General features: G+C 70.1%; 17 protein-coding genes. 9 read left to right on the top strand and 8 right to left on the bottom strand.

The genetic code is table 11. From position 1 onward, the window contains the following. Positions 1-91 precede the first annotated feature (91 nt). On the bottom strand, positions 92-1,168 hold the full coding sequence (locus C466_RS03590) for a pyridoxal-phosphate-dependent aminotransferase family protein (RefSeq protein ID WP_004595366.1): 1,077 nt from the start codon (positions 1,166-1,168) through the stop codon (positions 92-94). Between the two features lie 142 nt (positions 1,169-1,310). Between C466_RS03590 and C466_RS03595 the strand changes: the two genes are divergently transcribed. The 3 genes from C466_RS03595 (at position 1,311) to C466_RS03605 (ending at position 3,607) form a co-directional block, all read left to right on the top strand. Further along, the gene (locus C466_RS03595) at positions 1,311-1,907 is read left to right on the top strand and encodes a metal-dependent hydrolase (protein ID WP_004599571.1); all 597 of its coding nucleotides are present in this window, start codon (positions 1,311-1,313) and stop codon (positions 1,905-1,907) included. 114 nt (positions 1,908-2,021) lie between these two features. Beyond that, entirely contained in the window at positions 2,022-3,050 is a 1,029-nt protein-coding gene (thyA, locus tag C466_RS03600) for a thymidylate synthase (RefSeq protein WP_004595364.1), read from the top strand. Continuing rightward, entirely contained in the window at positions 3,050-3,607 is a 558-nt protein-coding gene (locus tag C466_RS03605) for a dihydrofolate reductase (RefSeq protein ID WP_004595363.1), read from the top strand. Before thyA ends, C466_RS03605 begins: the two co-directional genes overlap by 1 nt. Before the next feature lie 61 nt (positions 3,608-3,668). Here C466_RS03605 and C466_RS03610 read toward each other — a convergent pair whose 3' ends face one another. Beyond that, positions 3,669-4,085 (bottom strand): thiol-disulfide oxidoreductase DCC family protein, encoded by a 417-nt coding sequence (locus C466_RS03610; protein WP_004595362.1) that lies wholly within the window; start codon positions 4,083-4,085, stop codon positions 3,669-3,671. Positions 4,086-4,232: 147 nt separating this feature from the next. On the opposite strand from C466_RS03610, the gene C466_RS03615 reads away from it, so the two are divergent. Then, positions 4,233-5,846 carry an HTTM domain-containing protein gene (locus C466_RS03615; RefSeq protein ID WP_004599572.1) on the top strand — a complete coding sequence of 538 codons (1,614 nt, stop codon included), beginning with the start codon at positions 4,233-4,235 and terminating at the stop codon, positions 5,844-5,846. Positions 5,847-5,882: 36 nt separating this feature from the next. Here C466_RS03615 and C466_RS03620 read toward each other — a convergent pair whose 3' ends face one another. The 5 genes from C466_RS03620 to C466_RS03640 all read right to left on the bottom strand — a co-directional run bounded on the left by C466_RS03620 (position 5,883) and on the right by C466_RS03640 (position 10,433). Then, the gene (locus tag C466_RS03620; protein ID WP_004595360.1) at positions 5,883-7,001 is read right to left on the bottom strand and encodes a metal ABC transporter permease; all 1,119 of its coding nucleotides are present in this window, start codon (positions 6,999-7,001) and stop codon (positions 5,883-5,885) included. Then, entirely contained in the window at positions 6,998-7,900 is a 903-nt protein-coding gene (locus C466_RS03625; RefSeq protein WP_004595359.1) for a metal ABC transporter ATP-binding protein, read from the bottom strand. Before C466_RS03625 ends, C466_RS03620 begins: the two co-directional genes overlap by 4 nt. After that, positions 7,897-8,946: a metal ABC transporter substrate-binding protein gene (locus C466_RS03630; protein ID WP_004595358.1), complete on the bottom strand. Its 1,050-nt coding sequence runs from the start codon at positions 8,944-8,946 to the stop codon at positions 7,897-7,899. The genes C466_RS03625 and C466_RS03630 overlap by 4 nt, the downstream gene beginning before the upstream one ends. 204 nt (positions 8,947-9,150) lie before the next feature. Next, positions 9,151-10,032 (bottom strand): homoserine kinase, encoded by an 882-nt coding sequence (locus tag C466_RS03635; protein WP_004595357.1) that lies wholly within the window; start codon positions 10,030-10,032, stop codon positions 9,151-9,153. Positions 10,033-10,184: 152 nt separating this feature from the next. Then, the gene (locus C466_RS03640; RefSeq protein WP_004599573.1) at positions 10,185-10,433 is read right to left on the bottom strand and encodes a hypothetical protein; all 249 of its coding nucleotides are present in this window, start codon (positions 10,431-10,433) and stop codon (positions 10,185-10,187) included. Between the two features lie 137 nt (positions 10,434-10,570). Here C466_RS03640 and C466_RS03645 point away from each other — a divergent pair, with 137 nt between their 5' ends. The 3 genes from C466_RS03645 (at position 10,571) to C466_RS03655 (ending at position 14,965) form a co-directional block, all read left to right on the top strand. Next, the gene (locus tag C466_RS03645) at positions 10,571-11,845 is read left to right on the top strand and encodes a TIGR00341 family protein (protein ID WP_004599574.1); all 1,275 of its coding nucleotides are present in this window, start codon (positions 10,571-10,573) and stop codon (positions 11,843-11,845) included. 103 nt (positions 11,846-11,948) lie between these two features. Beyond that, the gene (locus tag C466_RS03650; RefSeq protein WP_004595355.1) at positions 11,949-14,159 is read left to right on the top strand and encodes a formate/nitrite transporter family protein; all 2,211 of its coding nucleotides are present in this window, start codon (positions 11,949-11,951) and stop codon (positions 14,157-14,159) included. Positions 14,160-14,218: 59 nt separating this feature from the next. After that, positions 14,219-14,965 carry an SIMPL domain-containing protein gene (locus C466_RS03655; RefSeq protein WP_004595354.1) on the top strand — a complete coding sequence of 249 codons (747 nt, stop codon included), beginning with the start codon at positions 14,219-14,221 and terminating at the stop codon, positions 14,963-14,965. 610 nt (positions 14,966-15,575) lie between these two features. Here C466_RS03655 and C466_RS03660 read toward each other — a convergent pair. Further along, positions 15,576-16,559 carry an NOG1 family protein gene (locus C466_RS03660; RefSeq protein WP_004595353.1) on the bottom strand — a complete coding sequence of 328 codons (984 nt, stop codon included), beginning with the start codon at positions 16,557-16,559 and terminating at the stop codon, positions 15,576-15,578. Between the two features lie 195 nt (positions 16,560-16,754). Between C466_RS03660 and arcD the strand changes: the two genes are divergently transcribed. Both arcD and C466_RS03670 read left to right on the top strand, forming a co-directional pair. Then, positions 16,755-18,227, top strand: coding sequence for an arginine/ornithine antiporter ArcD (gene arcD, locus C466_RS03665; RefSeq protein ID WP_004595352.1), 1,473 nt, complete (start codon positions 16,755-16,757; stop codon positions 18,225-18,227). 66 nt (positions 18,228-18,293) lie between these two features. Then, complete coding sequence (locus tag C466_RS03670) at positions 18,294-18,803, top strand: DUF2240 family protein (protein WP_004599575.1); 510 nt, start codon at positions 18,294-18,296, stop codon at positions 18,801-18,803.

An 18,803-nucleotide genomic window follows, 5' to 3' on the forward strand; every position in this document is an offset into this window, starting at 1 on the left:
GTGTCGGACACCGCTGACGCGGTGTCCTTGTCCTCTTCGACTCGACAGCAGCAGCTCAGCAGTATCAACAATCTCCTACAGAAGAGCGTATTTATAAAACGTCGGCGAGCGCGTCCATCGTCTCGTCGACGCGCTCGACCCGCGCGTTGTGGCCCATGTGACCGATCCGGAGGACGTCGCCCGCGTCTTCGCCCAGTCCCGTCGCGAGGATCACGTCGTGCTCCTCGCGCAGCCGCTCCTGAAGCGCCTCGGCCCGACCGGGGACCTCGAAGGCGGTCACCGTCGGCGAACTGCGCTCCGGGTCGGGAACCGGCTCCAGTCCCAGCTCCGCGCCGCGCTCGCGGCACCGGGCCGCGGCCGTCTCGTGTCGCTCCCGTACCGCGTCGAGGCCCTCGTCCAGCAGCAGCCCGAGCGCCGCGTCGAGCGCGACGACCTCGGTCGTCAGGTGCGTGTACGGGAACCCGTCGCTCACGTCGCGGAACGGGAGGAAGTTCGCGTACAGCGAGTGCGGGTCGCGCGCCTCCATCGCGGCCCACGCGCGGTCGCTCACCGCGGCCGTCGCGAGCCCCGGCGGCGCGCTGAAACACTTCTGGGAGGCGCCGAGGCAGACGTCGATCCGGTCGGTCGGGACCTCCACGCCGCCGAGCGAGGAGACGGCGTCGACGACCGTCAGGAGCTCCCGGTCCGCATCCTCGATCCGGTCGAGCGCGCTCCCAACGTCGTTGAGCGTCCCCGTGGGCGTCTCGCAGTGGACCATCGTGACGAGGTCGAAGTCAGCGTCGGCGGCCGCCAACCTCGCTTCGAGGGCGTCGAGCGGCAGCGGCTCGTCGTGCTCGGCCGCGACGAGCGTCGCCTCGCCGCCGTACGACTCCACGAAGTCGGCGAACCCCTCGCCGTAGAGCCCGTTCGACAGACAGAGCACCTCGGTGCCCGGCTCGACCAGCGAGGCGACCGCCGCCTCCAGCCCCAGGATCCCTTCGCCGCCGAGGGCGACGACGTCGCGGTCGGCGTCTCCGCCCGAGTCGACCCCGTAGACCGTCGCCAGTCGCTCCGTGAGCCGGTCGTAGGTCTCCCGGAACCGCGGGTCCACGTCGGGGTTGATCAGCTCGCGGGACATCGCGTCGCGCACCGATTCGGGGACCGCGGTCGGTCCCGGCGTCATGAGCATACGCCTCGGTTCGGCCGGCGGTATATAAACGAACCGCGAAAGCGGCCGTCGAGGCGCCACAGGAGGTCGCTGCGCCGGGGTCGACCGCGGTCGCGGCGCCGACACGCTCATATATTTCTGTCGCCTGCGTTCCGGTACGATGATGCTTCCGACCCACGTGCTGGCGGGGATGCTGCTCGCGGCCCCGCTGGTGCGGGCAGCGCCGGAGCTGGCGCCCGTCGGGTTCGCCGCCGGCTTCCTCGGCGGGCTCTTCCCCGACCTCGACATGTACACCGGCCACCGGCGGACGCTCCACTACCCCGTCTACTACTCCGTCCTCGCCGTCCCCGCGCTCCTCGCGGCCGTGGACGCGCCGTCGACGCTCACCGTCGGCGTCGCCTTCTTCCTCCTCGGCGCGGCGCTCCACAGCGTCGCCGACATGTACGGGGGCGGGCTGGAGCTCCGCCCGTGGGAGGGCAACTCCGACCGCGCGGTGTACGACCACCACCGCGAGAAGTGGATCGCGCCGCGGCGCGGCGTCCGGTACGACGGCGCGGTCGAGGACCTCGCGCTCTCGGTCGGGCTGGGTGTCCCCCTGCTCCTCCTGGTCGACAGCCCCCTCCGACAGATCGTGATCGGGACGCTGGCCGTCGCGGTCGCGTACACCGTTCTCCGCCGGCGACTCGCGGAGATCGCGGCGGCCGTGATCCCGCTGCTCCCCTCATCTCTCGACCCGTACCTTCCCGACCGGTACCGATGAGGCCGCGGCCGACGAGTTGCCCTCGACCGTCGGACCGACGCGCTTACTTTTCCCGCCTCGTTTGACCAGATAACAGTCCGCGCCGGCGACCGATCCCGGCGCGCGCACCCCACCATGCAACAGTACCTCGACCTCGTCGACGAGGCGCTCTCGACCGGCACCTACAAGCCGAACCGAACCGGCGTCGACACCATCGCGACGTTCAGCGGGCAGTACACCGTCGACCTCGCGGAGGGGTTCCCACTCCTGACCACGAAGAAGATGGACGGCTACCGGTGGAACTCGCTCATCCACGAGGTGCTCTGGTACCTCTCCGGCGAGGAGCACATCCGGAACCTCCGCGAGGAGACGAAGATATGGGACGCCTGGGCCGACGAGGAGGGGAAGCTCGACACCGCCTACGGTCGGTTCTGGCGCCGCTACCCGGTCCCGGAGACCGACGCCGCGCTCCCCGGCGAGACGTGGCCCGACGACGCCCACCGCTGGGTCACCGTCGAGGAGGACGCCGACGGGACGACGCGGCGCACGTTCGACCAGATTCAGTACGTCCTCGACACCCTCGAAGAGAACCCCCACTCCCGGCGGATGGTCGTGAACGCGTGGCATCCGGCGAACGCCGCCGTCTCGACGCTGCCGCCCTGCCACTACACCTTCGTGGTGAACGTCCAGGACGGCCGCCTCAACCTCCACCTCACGCAGCGCTCGGGCGACATCGCCCTCGGCGTCCCGTTCAACATCGCGGCGTACGCGCTGCTCGCGAACGCGCTCGCCCAGCGGACCGGCTTCGAGGTCGGGGAGTTCGGCCACACCGTCGTCGACGCGCACGTCTACTGCGGCCGCGGCGACCGCGGGAAGTGGTACGCCAACAACCTCCGCTACGTTCAGGAGCGCCTCGGCAACGTCGAGACCAAGGACGACTACCTCGACGTGAAGAGCTGGGTCGAGCGCACCGCCCCTGACGAGCCGAACGGCCAGGAGGGGTACGACCACGTGCCCGGCCTGCTCGAACAGCTTTCGCGGACGCCCCGCGACCGCCCCCGCATTGAGGTCGCGGACAAGCCGCTCGACGAGCTGACGTACGACGACGTCGAGGTCGTCGACTACGACTCCGCGGACGGCATCTCGTTCGCGGTCGCGGAGTGATGGCTGGCGCGGATTCCGGCGGTTCAGGGGTCGGAGACGCCGACCCGGAGATCGTCCTCGTCGCCGCCGTCGCGGAGAACGGCGTGATCGGGAACGACGACGGGATGCCGTGGCACTACCCCGCGGACTTGGCGCACTTCAAGCGACTGACGACCGGCCACCCTGTGATCGTCGGCCGGAAGACGTACGAGCGCATCGCCGACCGGATCGGCGGCCCGCTCCCCGACCGGACGAGCGTCGTGTTGACGACCCGCCCCATCGACGACGCTGACCTTCCCGAGGGCGCGGTCGTCGCGCACGACGTGGAGTCGGCGCTCTCCCGTGCGAAGGCGGACGCCGCCGCCCGCGGCGTCGACGCCGTCTACGTCATCGGGGGCGCGACGGTGTACGAGGCGTACCTGGAGCGCGCGGACCGGATGGTTCTCACCGAGATCCCGGAGCGCCCCGACGGCGACACGCGGTTCCCGGAGTGGGACTCCGAGGCGTGGGCCGAACGCGACCGCGAGGCCGACGGCGACCTCGCGTTCCTCACGTACGAGCGGCGCGACGGGGACTGAACGCGGCCGGAGCGGGACCGGACGCCGGGGCGCGCCCCTCCGCTCACACCGAGCCTGCGACTCACTCTATGAACCGCGACTCCACGTCCCCCGAGGGCATCATACACCGGTCCTTCTTCCCGAACCAGCGGTACCGGTTGTCGGCGACGAAGTCGTACACGCGGTCGCGGACCGCCTCGGGCACGTAGCGGAACGGCGAGAGCAGCCGGTAGCGGCCGCCGAGCCCCGTCGCGATCCGGATGATCGCCGACGACTTCACGTAGCTCTCGCCGCCCTCGATCAGGACGATCGAATCCAGCTCCTCGGTCGCGAGGTCGTGTTCGGCCAAGAGGGCCTGTCCCACGTCGGACTGGAGCGAGGCGAACCGGTACTTGCCCTCCGGGTCGCGGGGGAAGATGTACTGTACGAACCCGTTACAGAGGTTACAGACGCCGTCGAAGAGCACGATCGCGGCGTCCTCCGGGATGTCCTCGTCCATCACCTGTCGGACGTACGCGGCCGTCGCAGTTCAGGATTCCGGTGGAGCCGACGCTCGTCCCGCGGACGCCCGAGACCGGGGCGGCCCCGTCGCACGGAAAACTTATACCGGTCCCTCGGCGTCTCCAACAAGTTGGATCAAAAGAGCATGGCTGGAAACCCCTCCGCCTCGACCGTCCGGTCGCGGCTCACCGCCGCCGTTCGACGGCTTGCGGCCGCGGTCGCCGCGCGAGTCTCGGTCGACCTGCGGGCGCTCGCCGCGTTCCGGATCGGGCTCGGAACCCTGGTGATCGTCGACCTGCTCCTGCGCTCGCGATCGCTGACCGCCTTCTACACCGACTACGGGGTGCTGCCGCTCCGGGCGTTCCTCTCGGATTACTCGACGAGCCACTCGCTACACGCGCTCTCCGGCGAGCCGTGGGCCGTGGCCCTGTCGTTCGCGGTCGCCGGCGCCTTCGCGCTCGCGCTGGTCGTCGGGTACCGAACGCGACTCGTGACGCTCGTCTCGTGGGTGCTGCTGGTGTCGCTCCACGCCCGGAACCCGATGGTGTTGAACTCGGGCGACACCCTGCTTCGCATGCTGCTCTTCTGGAGCGTCTTCCTCCCGCTCGGCGCCCGCTGGTCGGTCGACGCGGTCAGGCGAGCGGACCGGGGAGCCGGCGCTGAGTCCGCCGCGACCGCCTCCGTGGCGAGCGTCGCCACGATGGCGGTCCTGCTGCAGATACTGGTGATGTACCTGACGAACTCCGTCCACAAGTACGCGAGCGAGGTCTGGATGAGCGGGGAGGCGGTCGCGTACGTCATGCAGGCCGACCAGTTCACCTACCTCCTCGGTAACTACCTGGCCGAGTTCACCGGACTCCTGCGGGTGTTCACGCTCCTGTGGGTCGCCCTGCTGTTCGCGTCGCCGCTGTTGCTCCTGCTCACGGGGATTCCGCGCGCCGCCCTCGCCTCGCTGTTCGTCGGCATGCACCTCGGGATGGCGGTCACGATACGGGTCGGCCTCTTCCCGATAGTCGTCGTTGTCGGGTACATCCCGTTCCTCCAGACGCCCGTCTGGGACGCCATAGAGCGCGCCGCAGACCGACTGAACTGGTCGACGGCGCTCGCGCGCTGGCGGGCCCGCTTCGAATCCCTGGCGAGGACGGCCCTCTCGGCCGGCGCGTCGCTTCCCCGACCGGCCCCGTCGGAGCGTCTCGGTGACCTCCGCGGTAGTGACCTCGCCGCGGGTCTCGCCCGCGGACGCGTCCTCTTCTCGACGGTCCTTCCCTACGTCTTCCTCGTCTTGATCCTCCTGTCGAGCGCGGCGTCGGTCGGCTACGCCGAGGTTCCGGAGCCCGCCGACGACGCCCTGGACGCCGCCGAGATGGACCAGTCGTGGCAGATGTTCGCGCCCGACCCGATCCGCACGACGCGGTGGTACGTCGCGGTCGGGACGCTCGAAGACGGGACCCAACGGGACGTGCTGCGGGACGCGGCGGTTACCTTCGACAGGCCGGCGCGCGCGGAGACCACCTATCCGACCTCGCGCTGGCGGAAGTACCTCAAGAACGTCTACGGCGCCGACAACGAGAACCACCGCTCGTACCTCGCGAACTACCTCTGCGGGAACTGGAACCGCACCCACGAGACGGCCGTCGCAAACGTGACCGTCTACCAGGCGTACGAGCGGACCAACCCCTACAACGGGAGCGTTCAGGCCGCGAACGAGTTCGAGCTGATCGAGTACGACTGCTCGGGCGCGTTCGTTCAGAACGAGTGAGCCGGGGGACGAGCGCGCGGTCCCCCTCGTCGGCCGTCACGGTCGGTCACCCCCGGTTCCGATGCCGCCGTCGGCGCCGTCGGTCTCGATGCCCCCCATCTCGCTGGTCTCTCGCTCGCCGCGGGCCGACTGAAGCTTCCCGATCGCGACCGCACAGACGTAGATCCCCACGGCGATGAGCACGATGACCCCGCCGGCGGTGACGCCGCCGTAGTAGGCGACGCCGATGCCGAGGAGGACCGCGAGCTCGGCGAGGACCACCGAGACGACGAGCGACTCGGTGAAGCTGCGAGAGACCTGCGTCGCGCCCGCCACGGGGACGACGAGCATCGCCGCGACGAGGATGACGCCCATGATCTGCATCGCGCCGACGACGACCATCGCCGTCAACATCACCATCACGCGGTTGTACCAGTTGACGGGGATCCCGGAGACGGCGGCCGCGGTCTCGTCGAAGGTCACGTACAGGAGCTGATTCCGGGTCACCGCCACGGTTCCGACGATGACGACGAACAGCACCAGCAGGATCCCGGCGCTCTGCGGCGACACCGTCGAGAGGTTGCCGAAGAGATACTGGTTCACCCCGACGGCGAGCCCGCCGGCGTTGAGGCTAATCAGCGTCGTCCCCAGCGCGAACCCCGTCGAGAGGACGATCGCCATCGAGACGTCGTTGTACGCGTCCGTCGTCTCGGAGATGAGCTCGATGAACAGCGCGGCGATCATCGCCACGACGACCGCGGTGAGGTACGGTGACACCCCCAGGTCGATGACGGCGTTGAGGAAGAGCCCGACCGCGACCCCGGCGAAGGCGGTGTGCGCCAGCGCGTCCCCGATGAGCGCGAGCTGTCGGTGGACGAGGAAGGTCCCGATGAGCGGCGCCATCACGCCGACGCAGAGACCGACGAGTAACGCCCGGTGCATGTACCGATAGCGGGGGTCCAGCATCTCCAGCCCGGTGGAGTAGTACGCCCAGTCCATCAGCCAGTACCACTGGTCTAACGCCCACAGCAGGACGCCGAAGACGACCTCTCCGACGCCGCCGAGGCCGCCCTGTAACGCGAGCGCCGGCGACTGGTCGACCGCGGCGAGGGTCAGGGACTGGTCGACCGCGGCGAGGAGCCACGCGAGGACCGCGGCGGTCAGCGGGTCGCTCATTCGCCACCCCGCGTCAGGAAGCGCGCCTCGGTTCCGAACGCTCGCGCCAAGGCGTCGCTCTCGACGAACTCGTCGGTCGGGCCGTCGAAGTACACCTCGCGGTTGAGACAGACGACGCGGTCGGCGTGCTCGGCGACCGCGCCGAGGTCGTGTTCGATGAGGACCACGGTGATGCCCGCCTCGTTGAGCGCGCCGAGCAGGTCGTAGAACGCGTCGACGGACTCGGCGTCGACGCCGACGGTCGGCTCGTCTAAGACCAGCAGGTCGGCCTCGCCGGCCAGCGCCCGGGCGATGAACACCCGCTGGCGCTGGCCGCCGGAGAGCCGCCCGATGCGCCGGTCGGCGAACGCGCTCATCCCGACGGTCGCGAGGGCGTCGTCGACGATCTCCCAGTCGTCGGCGGTGAGCCGCCCCGTGACGACGTTGGCGGTCCGCCGCGCCGTGTTGACGGGGTCGGCGGCGAACTCGTCTGCGAGCGCGCCGTCGGTCAGCCGGTCGACGCCGAGATACGGGAACCGGCCCATCTTCACCACCTCGCGGACGGTGATGGGCATGTCCTCGGCGGCGGTGGCCCGCTGGGCGACGTAGCCGACGCGCTCGCCGTCGTTGAACCCAGCGGCGTCCTCGCCGAACAGCCGGGCTGTCCCGGTGTCGGGACCGAGCAGCCCGAGCATGAGCCGCATCAGCGTCGACTTCCCGGAGCCGTTCGGGCCCACGACGGCGACGTACTCGCCGGACTCGACCGCCAGCGACACGTCCTCGACGACCGGCGTCGCCGTGTAACCAAAGGTGACGCCGGAGAGGTCGACGATCGGGCCCTCTGCCTCCGAGACGGCGGTCGCGGTCTCGCGTTCGGTGCTTCCCGTGACGGTCGCGCGGTCCGCGTCGTTCGCGCTCATACCGGTTCGAAGTTCCGCCACTCGTCGACCCAGCCGTCGGTCGGCGCCGCGGCCTCCGGCGTCTCGTTTCCGAGGACGATCTCGAAGGTCGGCATGTTGATGTTGTACGCGATCTCCTCGTAGCCCCAGTCCTCCGCGACCCACTCGTCGCGGACCCCGGCGTACGGCGTGGCGGGGAAGTAGGCCTCGACGGCGGTCTCCCGGACGAGTTGCTTGGCCGGCCGCTGCGACTCGAAGACGCCGTTGGCGATGTATCGGATGTCGTTCTCGCGGATGACTCGCGTCGCCTCCCGGATGTCCGCGGGCTTGACGTCCCCGCTCGCCGCGAGGCTGGTCACCAGCGGCCGCATCCGGACGCCGTACCGCACCCCGATGTACTGGAAGGCGTTGTGCGCGGCCAGCTGGACCACGTCGCGGTCCGAGCGGTCGAAGATCGCTTGGTAGTCCGCGTCGATGCGGTCGAGCACCTCGCTTTTGTACCGTCCCGCGTTCTCGCGGAACCGGTCCGCGTGGTCCGGAGCCACCGCCGCGAACCCCTCGGCGATGTTGTCGACAGACCGCTTCGCGCGCCGCGGGTCCAGCCAGAAGTGCGGGTCCTTCCCGCGCTCGGCGCCGACGCCCTCCTCGTCGCGGTCGAGCGACGCGGCGAGGTCCACGAGGTCGACCCCTTCCCGGGCGTTTATCAGCGCGGTGTCCGCGCCGTCGGCCTCGAGCGTCTGAATGGCGCGATCGGCCCACGGCTGGAAGTCCTCGCCGACGTGGACGAACGCGTCCGCCTCGATGATCCGCCGGGTGATGCTCGCGTTCGGCTCCCAGCCGTGGCCGTGGAGCCCCGTCGGAACGAGGTTCTCGACGGTCAGCGGGGTCTCCTCCGCGATCTGGCGGCCGAAGTCGTAGAAGCTGAAGAAGGAGGCCACGGCGACCGGTCCCCCGTCGTCGCCTTCGGCCCGGCCGGACCCCACCGGCGCGCCCGGGAGCGACGTACAGCCGGCGACGGAGGCCAGCGCCGTCGCCGCCCCGGCGCGCACCGCGTCGCGTCGCGTCACCGCTCGGTCGTCGTTGCGTTCAGTAGGCATATCAGAAGTCACATCCAATTTTTTGACTCGTCTAATCTTATGTTTTCCCGCATCATATATGGCTTCCGCCCGGCGCCGCCGCTGATCGGTACTCGGTCGCTCGCGGGCGTCTACCGCCCGGCGCCGTCGCTGGTCGCTACTCGGGTCGTCGGCTCGGCGGCCGCCCGGCGCCGCTCAGTCCGCGAGGAACGTCGCGCCGCGGCCGATCCGGGTCTGATACGCCCGGGCTTCGATACCGGCGCCGGCGAAGGCGTCGAGCATCCCGGCGGCGACGTCGCGGCGGTCGCGCTCGCGGCAGGCGGCGATCACCGCGGGGCCGGCGCCGCTGACGGTGACGCCGGTCGCGCCCGCGTCGAAGGCGCGCCCGCGGACCTCGTCGTAGCCGGTGATGAGGCGGGCGCGCTCCGGCGTGACCACGGGGTCGCTCATCCCGAGGCCGACGAGGTCGGGGTCCGAGCGGCACATCCCGATCGCGAGCGTCGCCGCGTTGCCGACCGTCTCGACCAGTTCCTCCATCGAAGCGCTCTCGGGGACGACCCGGCGCGCGTCGCGGGTCGAGACCGCCACGTCCGGAAGACAGACGACCAGCGGGATCGCGGCGTCGACCGACCGCGTTCCGTCCGCGGTCGTCACGGTGAACCCGCCGAGGATCGAGGGGGCGACGTTGTCGGCGTGCGCGACCCCGGAGACGACGGCCTCGCCCTCAGCGGCGATCGGGACCAGCTCCTCCCGGGAGCGCCCGCGGTCGTAGAGCCGGTTGAGCGCGACCGCGGCGCCCGCGGCGCTCGCGGCCGAGGAGCCGAGCCCGGAGGCCGGGCGCACGCCCTTGTCGATGTGGATCCGCGCGGGCGCGTCGAGCGCCTCGACGACGGCGCCGACGGTGTTCTTCTCGGGGTCCTCCGGGATGTACTGCGCCCCGACCCCCGTGACCTCGATCGTCGTCTCGGCCGCCTTCTCGACGGTGACGACGTCCGCCGGCCGCGAGAGCGCCGCCCCGAACACGTCGAAGCCGCTCCCGAGGTTCGCGCTCGTCGCGGGGGCCCGTACCGTTACCATGGCGGGGAGTGTCTCTCGGGGGGCAAAAAGGAGCGGGATCGAACAGATAGCGAGAGGGCGACGGAAGCCCTCGCGGTCGGCCGAAGAGAGATGGGTTCCGACGCGTCGAGGGTGGTTCGGTCGGGCGCTCCGTTCGGCGTCGATCGGCAGCCTCAGCGGGCCATCGTCCACAGCAGCGTCCCGACCAGGACGAGCGGGATGCCGAGGAGGATGAACGTCGGCGGCATCGTCGTGTACGGCGCCATCAGGAAGATGACCCCGAAGACGGCCAGAATCGACGCGATGACCTTCTGGGACTTCAGCGGCGCTGCCCCCAGAAGCGACACGAGGAGCCCGAACAGGAGGATGTGCCCGAGGTGGTAGTTGAGCAGGAACGTGTCGATGACCAGCGGCGAGAGCATTCTTGGCTGGAGGTGCGAGCGATTCGCGCATTAAAGTTCCGTTTCTCGTGGCCGCGGAGTCGCGCCCGGGGCCGCGGCGCGTGCCGATCTTATAAGAGCCGTCGGTGCGACCGGGGACCGTGCGACTCGTTCAGGTCATGATTCCGGCTGGTAAGCGGGCGGCGGTCGTCCGTGCGCTCGACGACGAGGGGGTCGACTACGTCGTCACCGACGAGACGAGCGGCCGGGAGTACACCGCGGTCGCGACGTTCCCGCTCCCGACCGCCGCCGTCGAGCCGGTGCTCGACCGGCTGCGAGAGGCGGGGATCGACGAGAGCACCTACACCGTCATCGTCGCGGCCGAGACTGTCATCTCGCGGCGGTTCGAGGCGCTCGAAGAGGAGTACGAGGAGGAGTCCGAGCGCGGTGGCGACCGCATCTCGCGCGAGGAGCTCCAGGCGAAGGCCGACGGCCTCGCCTCCGGGCTCGGGACGTACGTGCTGATGACGGTCATCTCCGCGGTGATCGCCACGGCGGGGCTCCTGCTCGACTCGCCCGCGACCGTGGTCGGATCGATGGTGATCGCGCCGCTCATCGGCCCGGCGATGTCGGCCGCGATCGGGACCGTCGTCGACGACGAGGCGCTGTTCCGGCGCGGGGTGCGGATGCAGATCTTGGGCGTCGCGGTCGCGATCCTCGCTGCGACGCTGTTCGCGTTCGCGCTGCGCTCGCTCGCCTTGGTCCCGCCCGGGCTCGACCCGCTCGAACTCGCGGAGGTGTCGGAGCGGCTCGCGCCGAACGTCCTCGTCTTGGTCGTCGCGGTCGGCGCCGGGATCGCGGGCATCGTCTCGCTGATGACGGGCGTCTCGGCGACGCTGGTCGGCGTGATGATCGCGGTGGCGCTCATTCCGCCCGCGGCCGCGGTCGGCATCGGGATCGCCTTCCGGATCCCCCAGCTCGTGATCGGCGCGGGCGTCATCGTCGCGGTGAACGTCCTCTCGATCAACCTCTCGGCGCTGGTCGTGCTGTGGTACGAGGGGTACCGGCCCCAGCGGTGGTTCCGCGAGGACGAGGCGCGCGCCGCGTTCCTCAAGCGCGTCGCCGTGCTGGCGGTCGCCATCGCGCTGCTCTCGGTGTTCCTCGGCGGCGTCACCTACGAATCGTACGTCGCCTCGACCACCGAGACGGACATCCGCGCCGCCGCGACCGACGAACTGACCGCGATCGACTCGGAGTTCGAACTGCTCGAACTGACCGTCGAACGGACCGGGACCGTCCCGCCGCTCGAAACGGACCGGGTGGTGATAACCGTGGGCGTACCGCCCGGCAGCACCGTCGAGGGGACAGCGCCCGCGCTCGACGACCGGATCGAGACGGTCGTCGACCGCGAGGTCGCCGTTGAGGTCCGCACGGTGACCGTCGAACGGGCCTGAGCGCCCCGCTGGCGGGTTCCGCCGATCGCCAGCCGTTCGGTCAGTTTTCCCCGCGTGACCCGAAGAGCAAGTGATTTTTATCGGGCCGTCGTGGGCTCCGCCAGTGACCGACTCAGAGCAACCCGACGACGATTCGATGCGGGAGGTCGTCGAGCGGTCCCGGAGCGGCGCGCCCGCGGTCGGCGAGGCCGTCCGGGACCGATTCTCCTCGGACGAGGTGTTCCAGCGGATCATCGCGGCCGCGGACGAGGAGGTGACCTCGGGGAGCCGAGAGCTCTTCTTCAGCGGGCTCGCCGCCGGGCTGGCGATCACGATCACGTTCATGCTGTACGCCTCGCTGACGGCGTCGACCGACTCCCACCCCATCCTGAGCGTGCTGCTGTACCCCCTCGGGTTCATCTACATAATCATCGGCGGCTACCAGCTGTACACCGAGAACACGCTGCCGCCGGTGGCGCTGACGCTCGAACGGCTCGCGAGCCTCCCCACGCTCCTCCGCCACTGGACGATCGTGCTCGCGGGCAACTTCGTCGGCGGCGGGATCGGCGCGCTCGTGCTGTCGTACGGCGGCGTCTTCACGGGCGACACCGTCGACGCGGCGCTGTACATCTCCGAGGGGGGGTTCAGCGTCGGCGCCGTGCCGCTGTTCTTTAAGGCCGCGATGGCGGGGCTGATCGTCGCCGGCGTCGTCTGGGTCGGCTTCGCCTCCACCGACTCCGTGAGCCGGATGCTTGTCGTCTACCTCGCGTTCCTCGCGATCCCGCTCGGCGACCTGTTCCACGTGGTCGTCTCCTTCACCGAGGTGCTCTACCTGTTCTTCGAGTATAACATCCCGCTGTACGGCGCCGAGATCAGCCTCTACTCCGGGATCGTCGGCTTCGTGATCCCGGTGTTACTCGGGAACACCATCGGGGGGGTCGTGCTGGTCACGCTCGTCAACTACTTCCAGACCAGCGAGGAGCGGCTCGAGGAGGCGCGCTTCGAGGGCGTCAGCCGTCGCCTGACGGTCCCCGAGTGGGTGTTCGGCCGCGCGGCCGGTCGCTCGTACGTCCCGATCTTAGACGCCACCGAGGCGACGCTGTTCGCGGGCGAGGGGTACCGGATCATGGTGCCGATCACGAACCCCCGGACTGACGGCCCGATCGTCGAGCTGGCTGCGCGGCTCGCGAGCAGCCACGAGGACGGCGTCGTCCACATCGTTCACGTTGTCCAGGCGCCCGAGCGCATGTCGCTCTCCTCGGGGGACGCGGGCCAGCGGATCGCGAACGTCTCCGCCCAGGGAATGGACGACCTCCGGTCGACCGCAGCGGAGTACGACGTCGAGGTGTCGACCTCGACGGTCGTCTCGCACCGCTCGTTCGAGGAGGTGTTCAACATGGCCCGCCGGACCCGTCCGGACGCGGTGCTGATGGGCTGGGGCGACGACCAGCTGTGGAGCGCCGCCCGCGCCGAGCGCCCCATCGACGAGCTCACCAACCAGCTCCCCTGCGACTTCCTCATCCTCAACGAGCACGAGCTGGACACCTCGCGGATCCTCATCCCGACCTCCGGCGGTCCGGACTCGGACCTGAGCGCGGAGGTCGCGAAGGTGCTCGCCGACACCACCGACGCCGACGTGACGCTGCTCCACGTGGTCGACGGCCCCGAGAAGCGGGGACAGGGCGAGCTGTTCCTCGCGAACTGGGCCGAGGAACACGGCCTCGAAGACGCCGAGTTCGTGGTCGACGACGGCGGCGACGTGGAGGCGGGCATCTGCGACGCGTCCGTCGACAAGACCCTCGTCATCATCGGCGCCACCGAGAAGGGGCTGCTCTCGCGGCTCGTCTCGAACTCGCTGCACCTCGACGTGATCCACGACGTCGACGCCGCCGTGCTGCTCACCGAGCGCCCCAGCAGCCGGTCCCTTCGCGAGCGGCTGTTCGGCTCCGGCCGCCGGGCGACCGACATGTCGGGCGGCGTCGAGCGCGACCCGGAGCAGTCGGAGGGCACCGACGTGCGGGCCGCCGGGACCCACGGCTCCGACCGCGGCGACGGCGCTGGCGCGAACGGGGGATCCGGCGCCGCGGACGCGATCGGTGTCGAAGGTTCGGCGGACGCCGCGGACGCGGCCGTCGACGCCGTTTTCGACGACGCGGACGAGGGTGGCGACGACGAAGCGGCGGAGAGCGACGCGGACGAGGGCCCCGCCGACGAGCAGCCGCACCTCGACGACGCGTTCATCGCGGACCACGACGAGGCGGACGAGGAGGCGGACGAGGAGGCGGCAGACGAGGCGGACGATGAGGACGCGGCCGACGGCGACGGCGCGCGATAGCGAAAGCGGCTCTTTGTGCTATCGGCGTTTTATAGGTGTCCGCGATCCATCGGACGGGTATGAACAGGCGACTGACGGCACTCATCGGCATCGCGGCGCTCGTCGCGCTGGCCGGCTGTACGGGGTTCGCGGGGACGGCGACCCCCACGGACGGCGGCGACGACGCGCAACTGGAACGGAGCATCGAAGTGACGGCCAGCGGCGAGGCGACGTCCGCGCCGGACCGCGCCACGCTCCGCGTCGCGGTCACCGCGACCGGCGACGACGCCGCGGCCGTGCGCGACGAGCTGGCCGCCGGCGAAGGGGAGCTCCGAACGGCGCTGACCGACTGGGGGCTCGACGAGGACGCCATCCGGACGGAGCGGTACGACGTCCGCGAGAGCTACGAGACCCGCGACGACCCGAACCGAACGCGGTATGAAGGGATCCACCAGTACGCGATCGAACTTGACGACGTCGACGCCGTCGGCGAGGTCATCGACGTCGCGATCGACGCGGGCGCGGACGAGGTCCAGCGGATCGAGTTCGGACTGAGCCAGGAGACCGAGCGGGAGGTCCGCGAGGAGGCGATCGCGCAGGCGATGTCGAACGCGGACGACGACGCGGCCGCGCTCGCGAACGCCAGCGGGCTCGAGGTGTCCGGCGTCTACGAGGTGTCGACGGCGCAGTCGGGGTCGCAGCCGTACGTCAGGGAGAGCTACGACGCGGCGGCCGGCGGCGACGCGGGCGCCTCCACCGCCGTCGAGACCGGCGACGTCAGCGTACGCGTCTCGGTGAACGTCGTGTACGAGGCGGTTCTGGCCTGACGACCGTACAGGGACGTATCGACCTCTGGAGGCCGTTGGAATTCCATTTTAGACAGGCTCTCGCCTGAAAAATCCGATCGACGGGGCCGCTTTTTGATCGAGTGCGGGAGTGGGTATCACAGACTCGTGGCGACGAAACGCTATTTAAATAGCCGTGAGCGACAGCGACGAGTGGTTATAAATAGAGAGTGCGGTGGCGCGCCTGCGAGCGGCCGCCACCGGCGGCCGCGAGCCAGTCCGCGAGGGAGTCGCTGGCCCCGGAGCGAAGCGGAGGGTGCCAGCGACGAGGCTGGGGAGGTGAGAGGTGCTGTGCGGGGCGGTGCGGGGCGGGATTCAAAAGGGCAGTCACCGGCGGCGAAGCCGCCGGTTGCCCGTGGCGCTACGCGCCACGCTGTCGCGAGGGCGATACGCCGCAGAAGCACCGCATCGAGGGAGCGATAGCGACCGAGCGAGGAGCACAGGAAGGCGCGCGAGCCGTCGCGGCTGAGGCTTTGAAGCCGTTCACCGTGGCAGCGTCGGTCACGTATAAATAGCCGACAGCAACACTGCTGTTCTACTTATAAACAACGACGCCATCGCACTGAGCGACCTACCACACGTACTCCCGTGACTATTCCCCGTCGCGGGTGGGGAGGTCGGGCTCGTAGCCGACCGCGTCGACAGCCATGTCGAGGACGGCCTCGACGTTCTCCTCCTCCGTGACGCTCATCGTCGCGTCGACGGACTCCGCCTTCACGGCCTCGAAGCGGTCGTGTTTGTTCGCCACGGTGAGCAGCGGCACGTCCGCGCCGAACAGCTCGCGGACCTCCTCGCGGAGCTCCAGCTGGACGTCGAGCGGGTAGCCGCAGTCGCCGGAGGGGTCGATGACGAAGACGACGGCGTCCGCGAGGTGTTCGAGGGCGCTCACCGCCTGCCGCTCGATGTCGTTTCGCTCGTCTTCCGGGCGGTCGAGCAGTCCGGGCGTGTCGACGATCTGGTACCGGACGTGGTTCCGGTCGAAGTGGCCGATCTGGACGCCCTTCGTCGTGAACGGGTACTCCGCGATCTGGTTCGACGCGCGGGTGACGCGGTTGACGAACGAGGACTTCCCGACGTTCGGGTAGCCGGCGACGACGATGGCGGGCTCGTCGGGGTTGATCTCCGGCAGCACCTTCAGCTGGTCCCGCGAGTCGCCGATGTAGCGCAGGTCGTCTTCGATCTGGTCCATCACGTCCGCCATGCGGGCGAACGCCTGCTTGCGGTGTTTCCGCGCGGTGTCGACGTCCGAGTTCCGAATCTTCGTCGTGTACTCGTCGCGGAGGTCCTCGATCTGACGGCTCGCCCACATCACCTGCGAGAGCGCCTGCCGGAGGCGGTCGACGTCGACGATGGCGTCGGCGAGCTCGTAGTAGAACGGGTCGACGTCGAAGCCGAAGTCGGGCCACGAGGTGACGACGTTCTCCAGGTTGTCCGAGAGCACGTTGCCGGCGGTCCGGAGCATCGACTCCTGCGCCTCGTGGCCGCGCTTCGCGCGCCCGGCCCGCGCAGCCCGCGAGAACGCCTTGTCGACGAGCTCCTCGGAGCGCGGAGTCGTCGGGAGGCCCTCAAATATCATTGTTACCCGAGTTTTCGCCGCCGACGCGTATAAGAGCGTCCGTTCGCGGACCGCCGCGACACGGCGGCACACGGTCGGACGCGGCGGGTGCCGCGGGGCCCGCCGGAGCCGCTCACCGTAAGCGGCAAGATCTATCTCTATCTATCACACGCATATTTCGAGCCATACTTATGCTTCAAAGGAATACAATCGGACATGGCACGCTCGTTCACCCCGACGGCGTACGACGACCTGGATCCCGACCGCCGCCCGAGTCTCGCGGCGGCGCTGATCCCGGTCCTCGCCGTCGTCGCGTTCCTCGGTATCGGCTCGGCCGTCCTCGGCTTGGACCCGCACCCGCCGCTGCTCTGGAGTATCGCCTTCGTCGGCGCCTTCGGGCTGTGGCTCGGCTACGACTGGGACGACCTGTTCGACGGGATCGCCAACGGCCTCGTGATGGGGCTCCAAGCGATCCTCATCATCTTCACCATCTACGGGCTGATCGCCACGTGGGTCAGCGCCGGCACCATCCCCAGCCTGATGTACTACGGGCTTGAGGTGCTCTCGCCGACGACGTTCCTCCCGGCGGCCGCGGTCCTCACCGCGGTCGTCGCGTTCGCGATCGGCTCCTCGTGGACCACGGTCGGGACGCTCGGCGTCGCGTTCGTCGGCATCGGCGCGGGGCTGGGCGTCCCCGCGCCGATGACGGTCGGGGCCGTCCTCTCGGGCGCGTACGCCGGCGACAAGCAGTCGCCGCTCTCCGACACCACCAACCTCGCGGCCGGCGTCACCAACACCGACCTGTACGCGCACATCCGACGGATGCGGACCGGCACCGCGATCGCCTTCGGGCTGGCGGTCCTCGGCTTCGCCGCGCTCGGCCTGCGTACGAGCGGGACCATTCCGGCGGGCCGCATCGCCGAGATCCAGGGCGGGCTCACGGAGACGTACGCGATCACGGTCGTCGCCTTCGTCCCGCTCGTCGTCACCTTCGGGCTGGCGCTGCGCGGCTACGCCGCGCTCCCGACGCTCGTCGCCGGCGTGTTCGCCGGCGCGTTCACGACGATCCTCCTCCAGGGGACCGGCTTCGTCGCCGCGTGGGAGATCTTCATGTACGGGACCGCGCCGGAGTCGGCCTCTGAGACCGTAAACGACCTCCTCGCAACCGGCGGCCTCACCGGCTCCGCGTGGACGATCACGGTCGTCGTCGCCGCGCTCTCGCTCGGCGGGATCTTGGAGCGCACGGGCGTCCTCGCGGTGATCGCCCACGCGTTCACGTCGGCCGTTCGGAGTCCGGGCGCGCTCGTCGCGGGGACTGGCGTCTCCGCGATCTTCATCAACGCGCTCACCTCCCAGCAGTACATGAGCATCGTCCTCCCGGGCGTCACGCTCCGGAACACCTACGACGAGTTCGGCCTGGACACCGACCAGCTCTCCCGCGCGGTCGAGGCCGCCGGGACCCCGACCGGCGCGCTGTTCCCGTGGCACGCGGGCGCCGTCTACATGGCTGGCGTTACCGGCGTGCCCACGCTGGAGTACGCGCCCTACTACCTGTTCGCGTTCCTCTCGCCGCTCGTGTTGTTCGCCATGGCCGCGACCGGCTACACGATCGACGCGAACCCGGTCTCGGCCGACGCGGGCGCCGAAGTGGGCGAGCCCGCGACCCCGACGCCCGGCGGCGACGACTGATTCTCGACGGGCGCGAGCGACCCCGCGTTCGACACGTTTACGCGCCCGCCGCGCCGTCCGTCTCACATGAGTTTGGAGGTCGCCGTCGCCGCCCCGTTCAAGACCCGGGCCCAGGACCGGCTCGGCGAGGGGGAGTTCGTCGTCGCGCTGTCGCTGGAGCGGGAGTGGTTCTCGCCCGACCAGGCGAAGCGCCTCGTCGACGTCGCCGTCGGTCGCGGGCTGTTGGCGTCCGAGGACGGCGACCTGGTCCCGCAGTTCGACCCGGCCGAGGTCACCGTCCCGGAGGGGTTCGCCCCGGACGAGTCGGTGCTCCGCGAGCAGTCCACCTTCGAGAGCGCGCTCGACGCCATCGTCGCCGCGGGCGTCGAGAAGCAGCGCGCGGTCGCCGCGATCAACGAGCGCCAGCGCGCGCTGGCAATCACCATCGAGGCCGCCGCGGTCCTGTACGCCCGCGAGCAGGGCGCCGCGGTCGGCCGGCTGGCGGCCGACGTTCGCGAGGAGCTCGCCGCCGAGGCGGGAGAGCGCGGTGGCGACACGGCCGAATCATGCGACGTCGACGACTCGGGGGCGGCCTGA

Origin of the sequence: Halorubrum distributum JCM 10118, assembly GCF_000337335.1 — an archaeon.
Classification (GTDB): domain Archaea; phylum Halobacteriota; class Halobacteria; order Halobacteriales; family Haloferacaceae; genus Halorubrum; species Halorubrum distributum.

Excerpts from the sequence above, each read along its gene's own strand:
- C466_RS03590 (WP_004595366.1), bottom strand. The coding sequence starts at position 1,168 with ATGCTCATGACGCCGGGACCGACCGCGGTCCCCGAATCGGTGCGCGAC.
- C466_RS03610 (WP_004595362.1), bottom strand. The coding sequence starts at position 4,085 with ATGGACGAGGACATCCCGGAGGACGCCGCGATCGTGCTCTTCGACGGC.
- C466_RS03645 (WP_004599574.1), top strand. The coding sequence starts at position 10,571 with ATGATTCCGGCTGGTAAGCGGGCGGCGGTCGTCCGTGCGCTCGACGAC.
- C466_RS03640 (WP_004599573.1), bottom strand. The coding sequence starts at position 10,433 with ATGCTCTCGCCGCTGGTCATCGACACGTTCCTGCTCAACTACCACCTC.
- C466_RS03605 (WP_004595363.1), top strand. The coding sequence starts at position 3,050 with ATGGCTGGCGCGGATTCCGGCGGTTCAGGGGTCGGAGACGCCGACCCG.
- C466_RS03615 (WP_004599572.1), top strand. The coding sequence starts at position 4,233 with ATGGCTGGAAACCCCTCCGCCTCGACCGTCCGGTCGCGGCTCACCGCC.
- arcD (WP_004595352.1), top strand. The coding sequence starts at position 16,755 with ATGGCACGCTCGTTCACCCCGACGGCGTACGACGACCTGGATCCCGAC.
- C466_RS03625 (WP_004595359.1), bottom strand. The coding sequence starts at position 7,900 with ATGAGCGCGAACGACGCGGACCGCGCGACCGTCACGGGAAGCACCGAA.
- C466_RS03595 (WP_004599571.1), top strand. The coding sequence starts at position 1,311 with ATGCTTCCGACCCACGTGCTGGCGGGGATGCTGCTCGCGGCCCCGCTG.
- C466_RS03655 (WP_004595354.1), top strand. The coding sequence starts at position 14,219 with ATGAACAGGCGACTGACGGCACTCATCGGCATCGCGGCGCTCGTCGCG.
- C466_RS03620 (WP_004595360.1), bottom strand. The coding sequence starts at position 7,001 with ATGAGCGACCCGCTGACCGCCGCGGTCCTCGCGTGGCTCCTCGCCGCG.
- thyA (WP_004595364.1), top strand. The coding sequence starts at position 2,022 with ATGCAACAGTACCTCGACCTCGTCGACGAGGCGCTCTCGACCGGCACC.
- C466_RS03670 (WP_004599575.1), top strand. The coding sequence starts at position 18,294 with ATGAGTTTGGAGGTCGCCGTCGCCGCCCCGTTCAAGACCCGGGCCCAG.
- C466_RS03660 (WP_004595353.1), bottom strand. The coding sequence starts at position 16,559 with ATGATATTTGAGGGCCTCCCGACGACTCCGCGCTCCGAGGAGCTCGTC.
- C466_RS03635 (WP_004595357.1), bottom strand. The coding sequence starts at position 10,032 with ATGGTAACGGTACGGGCCCCCGCGACGAGCGCGAACCTCGGGAGCGGC.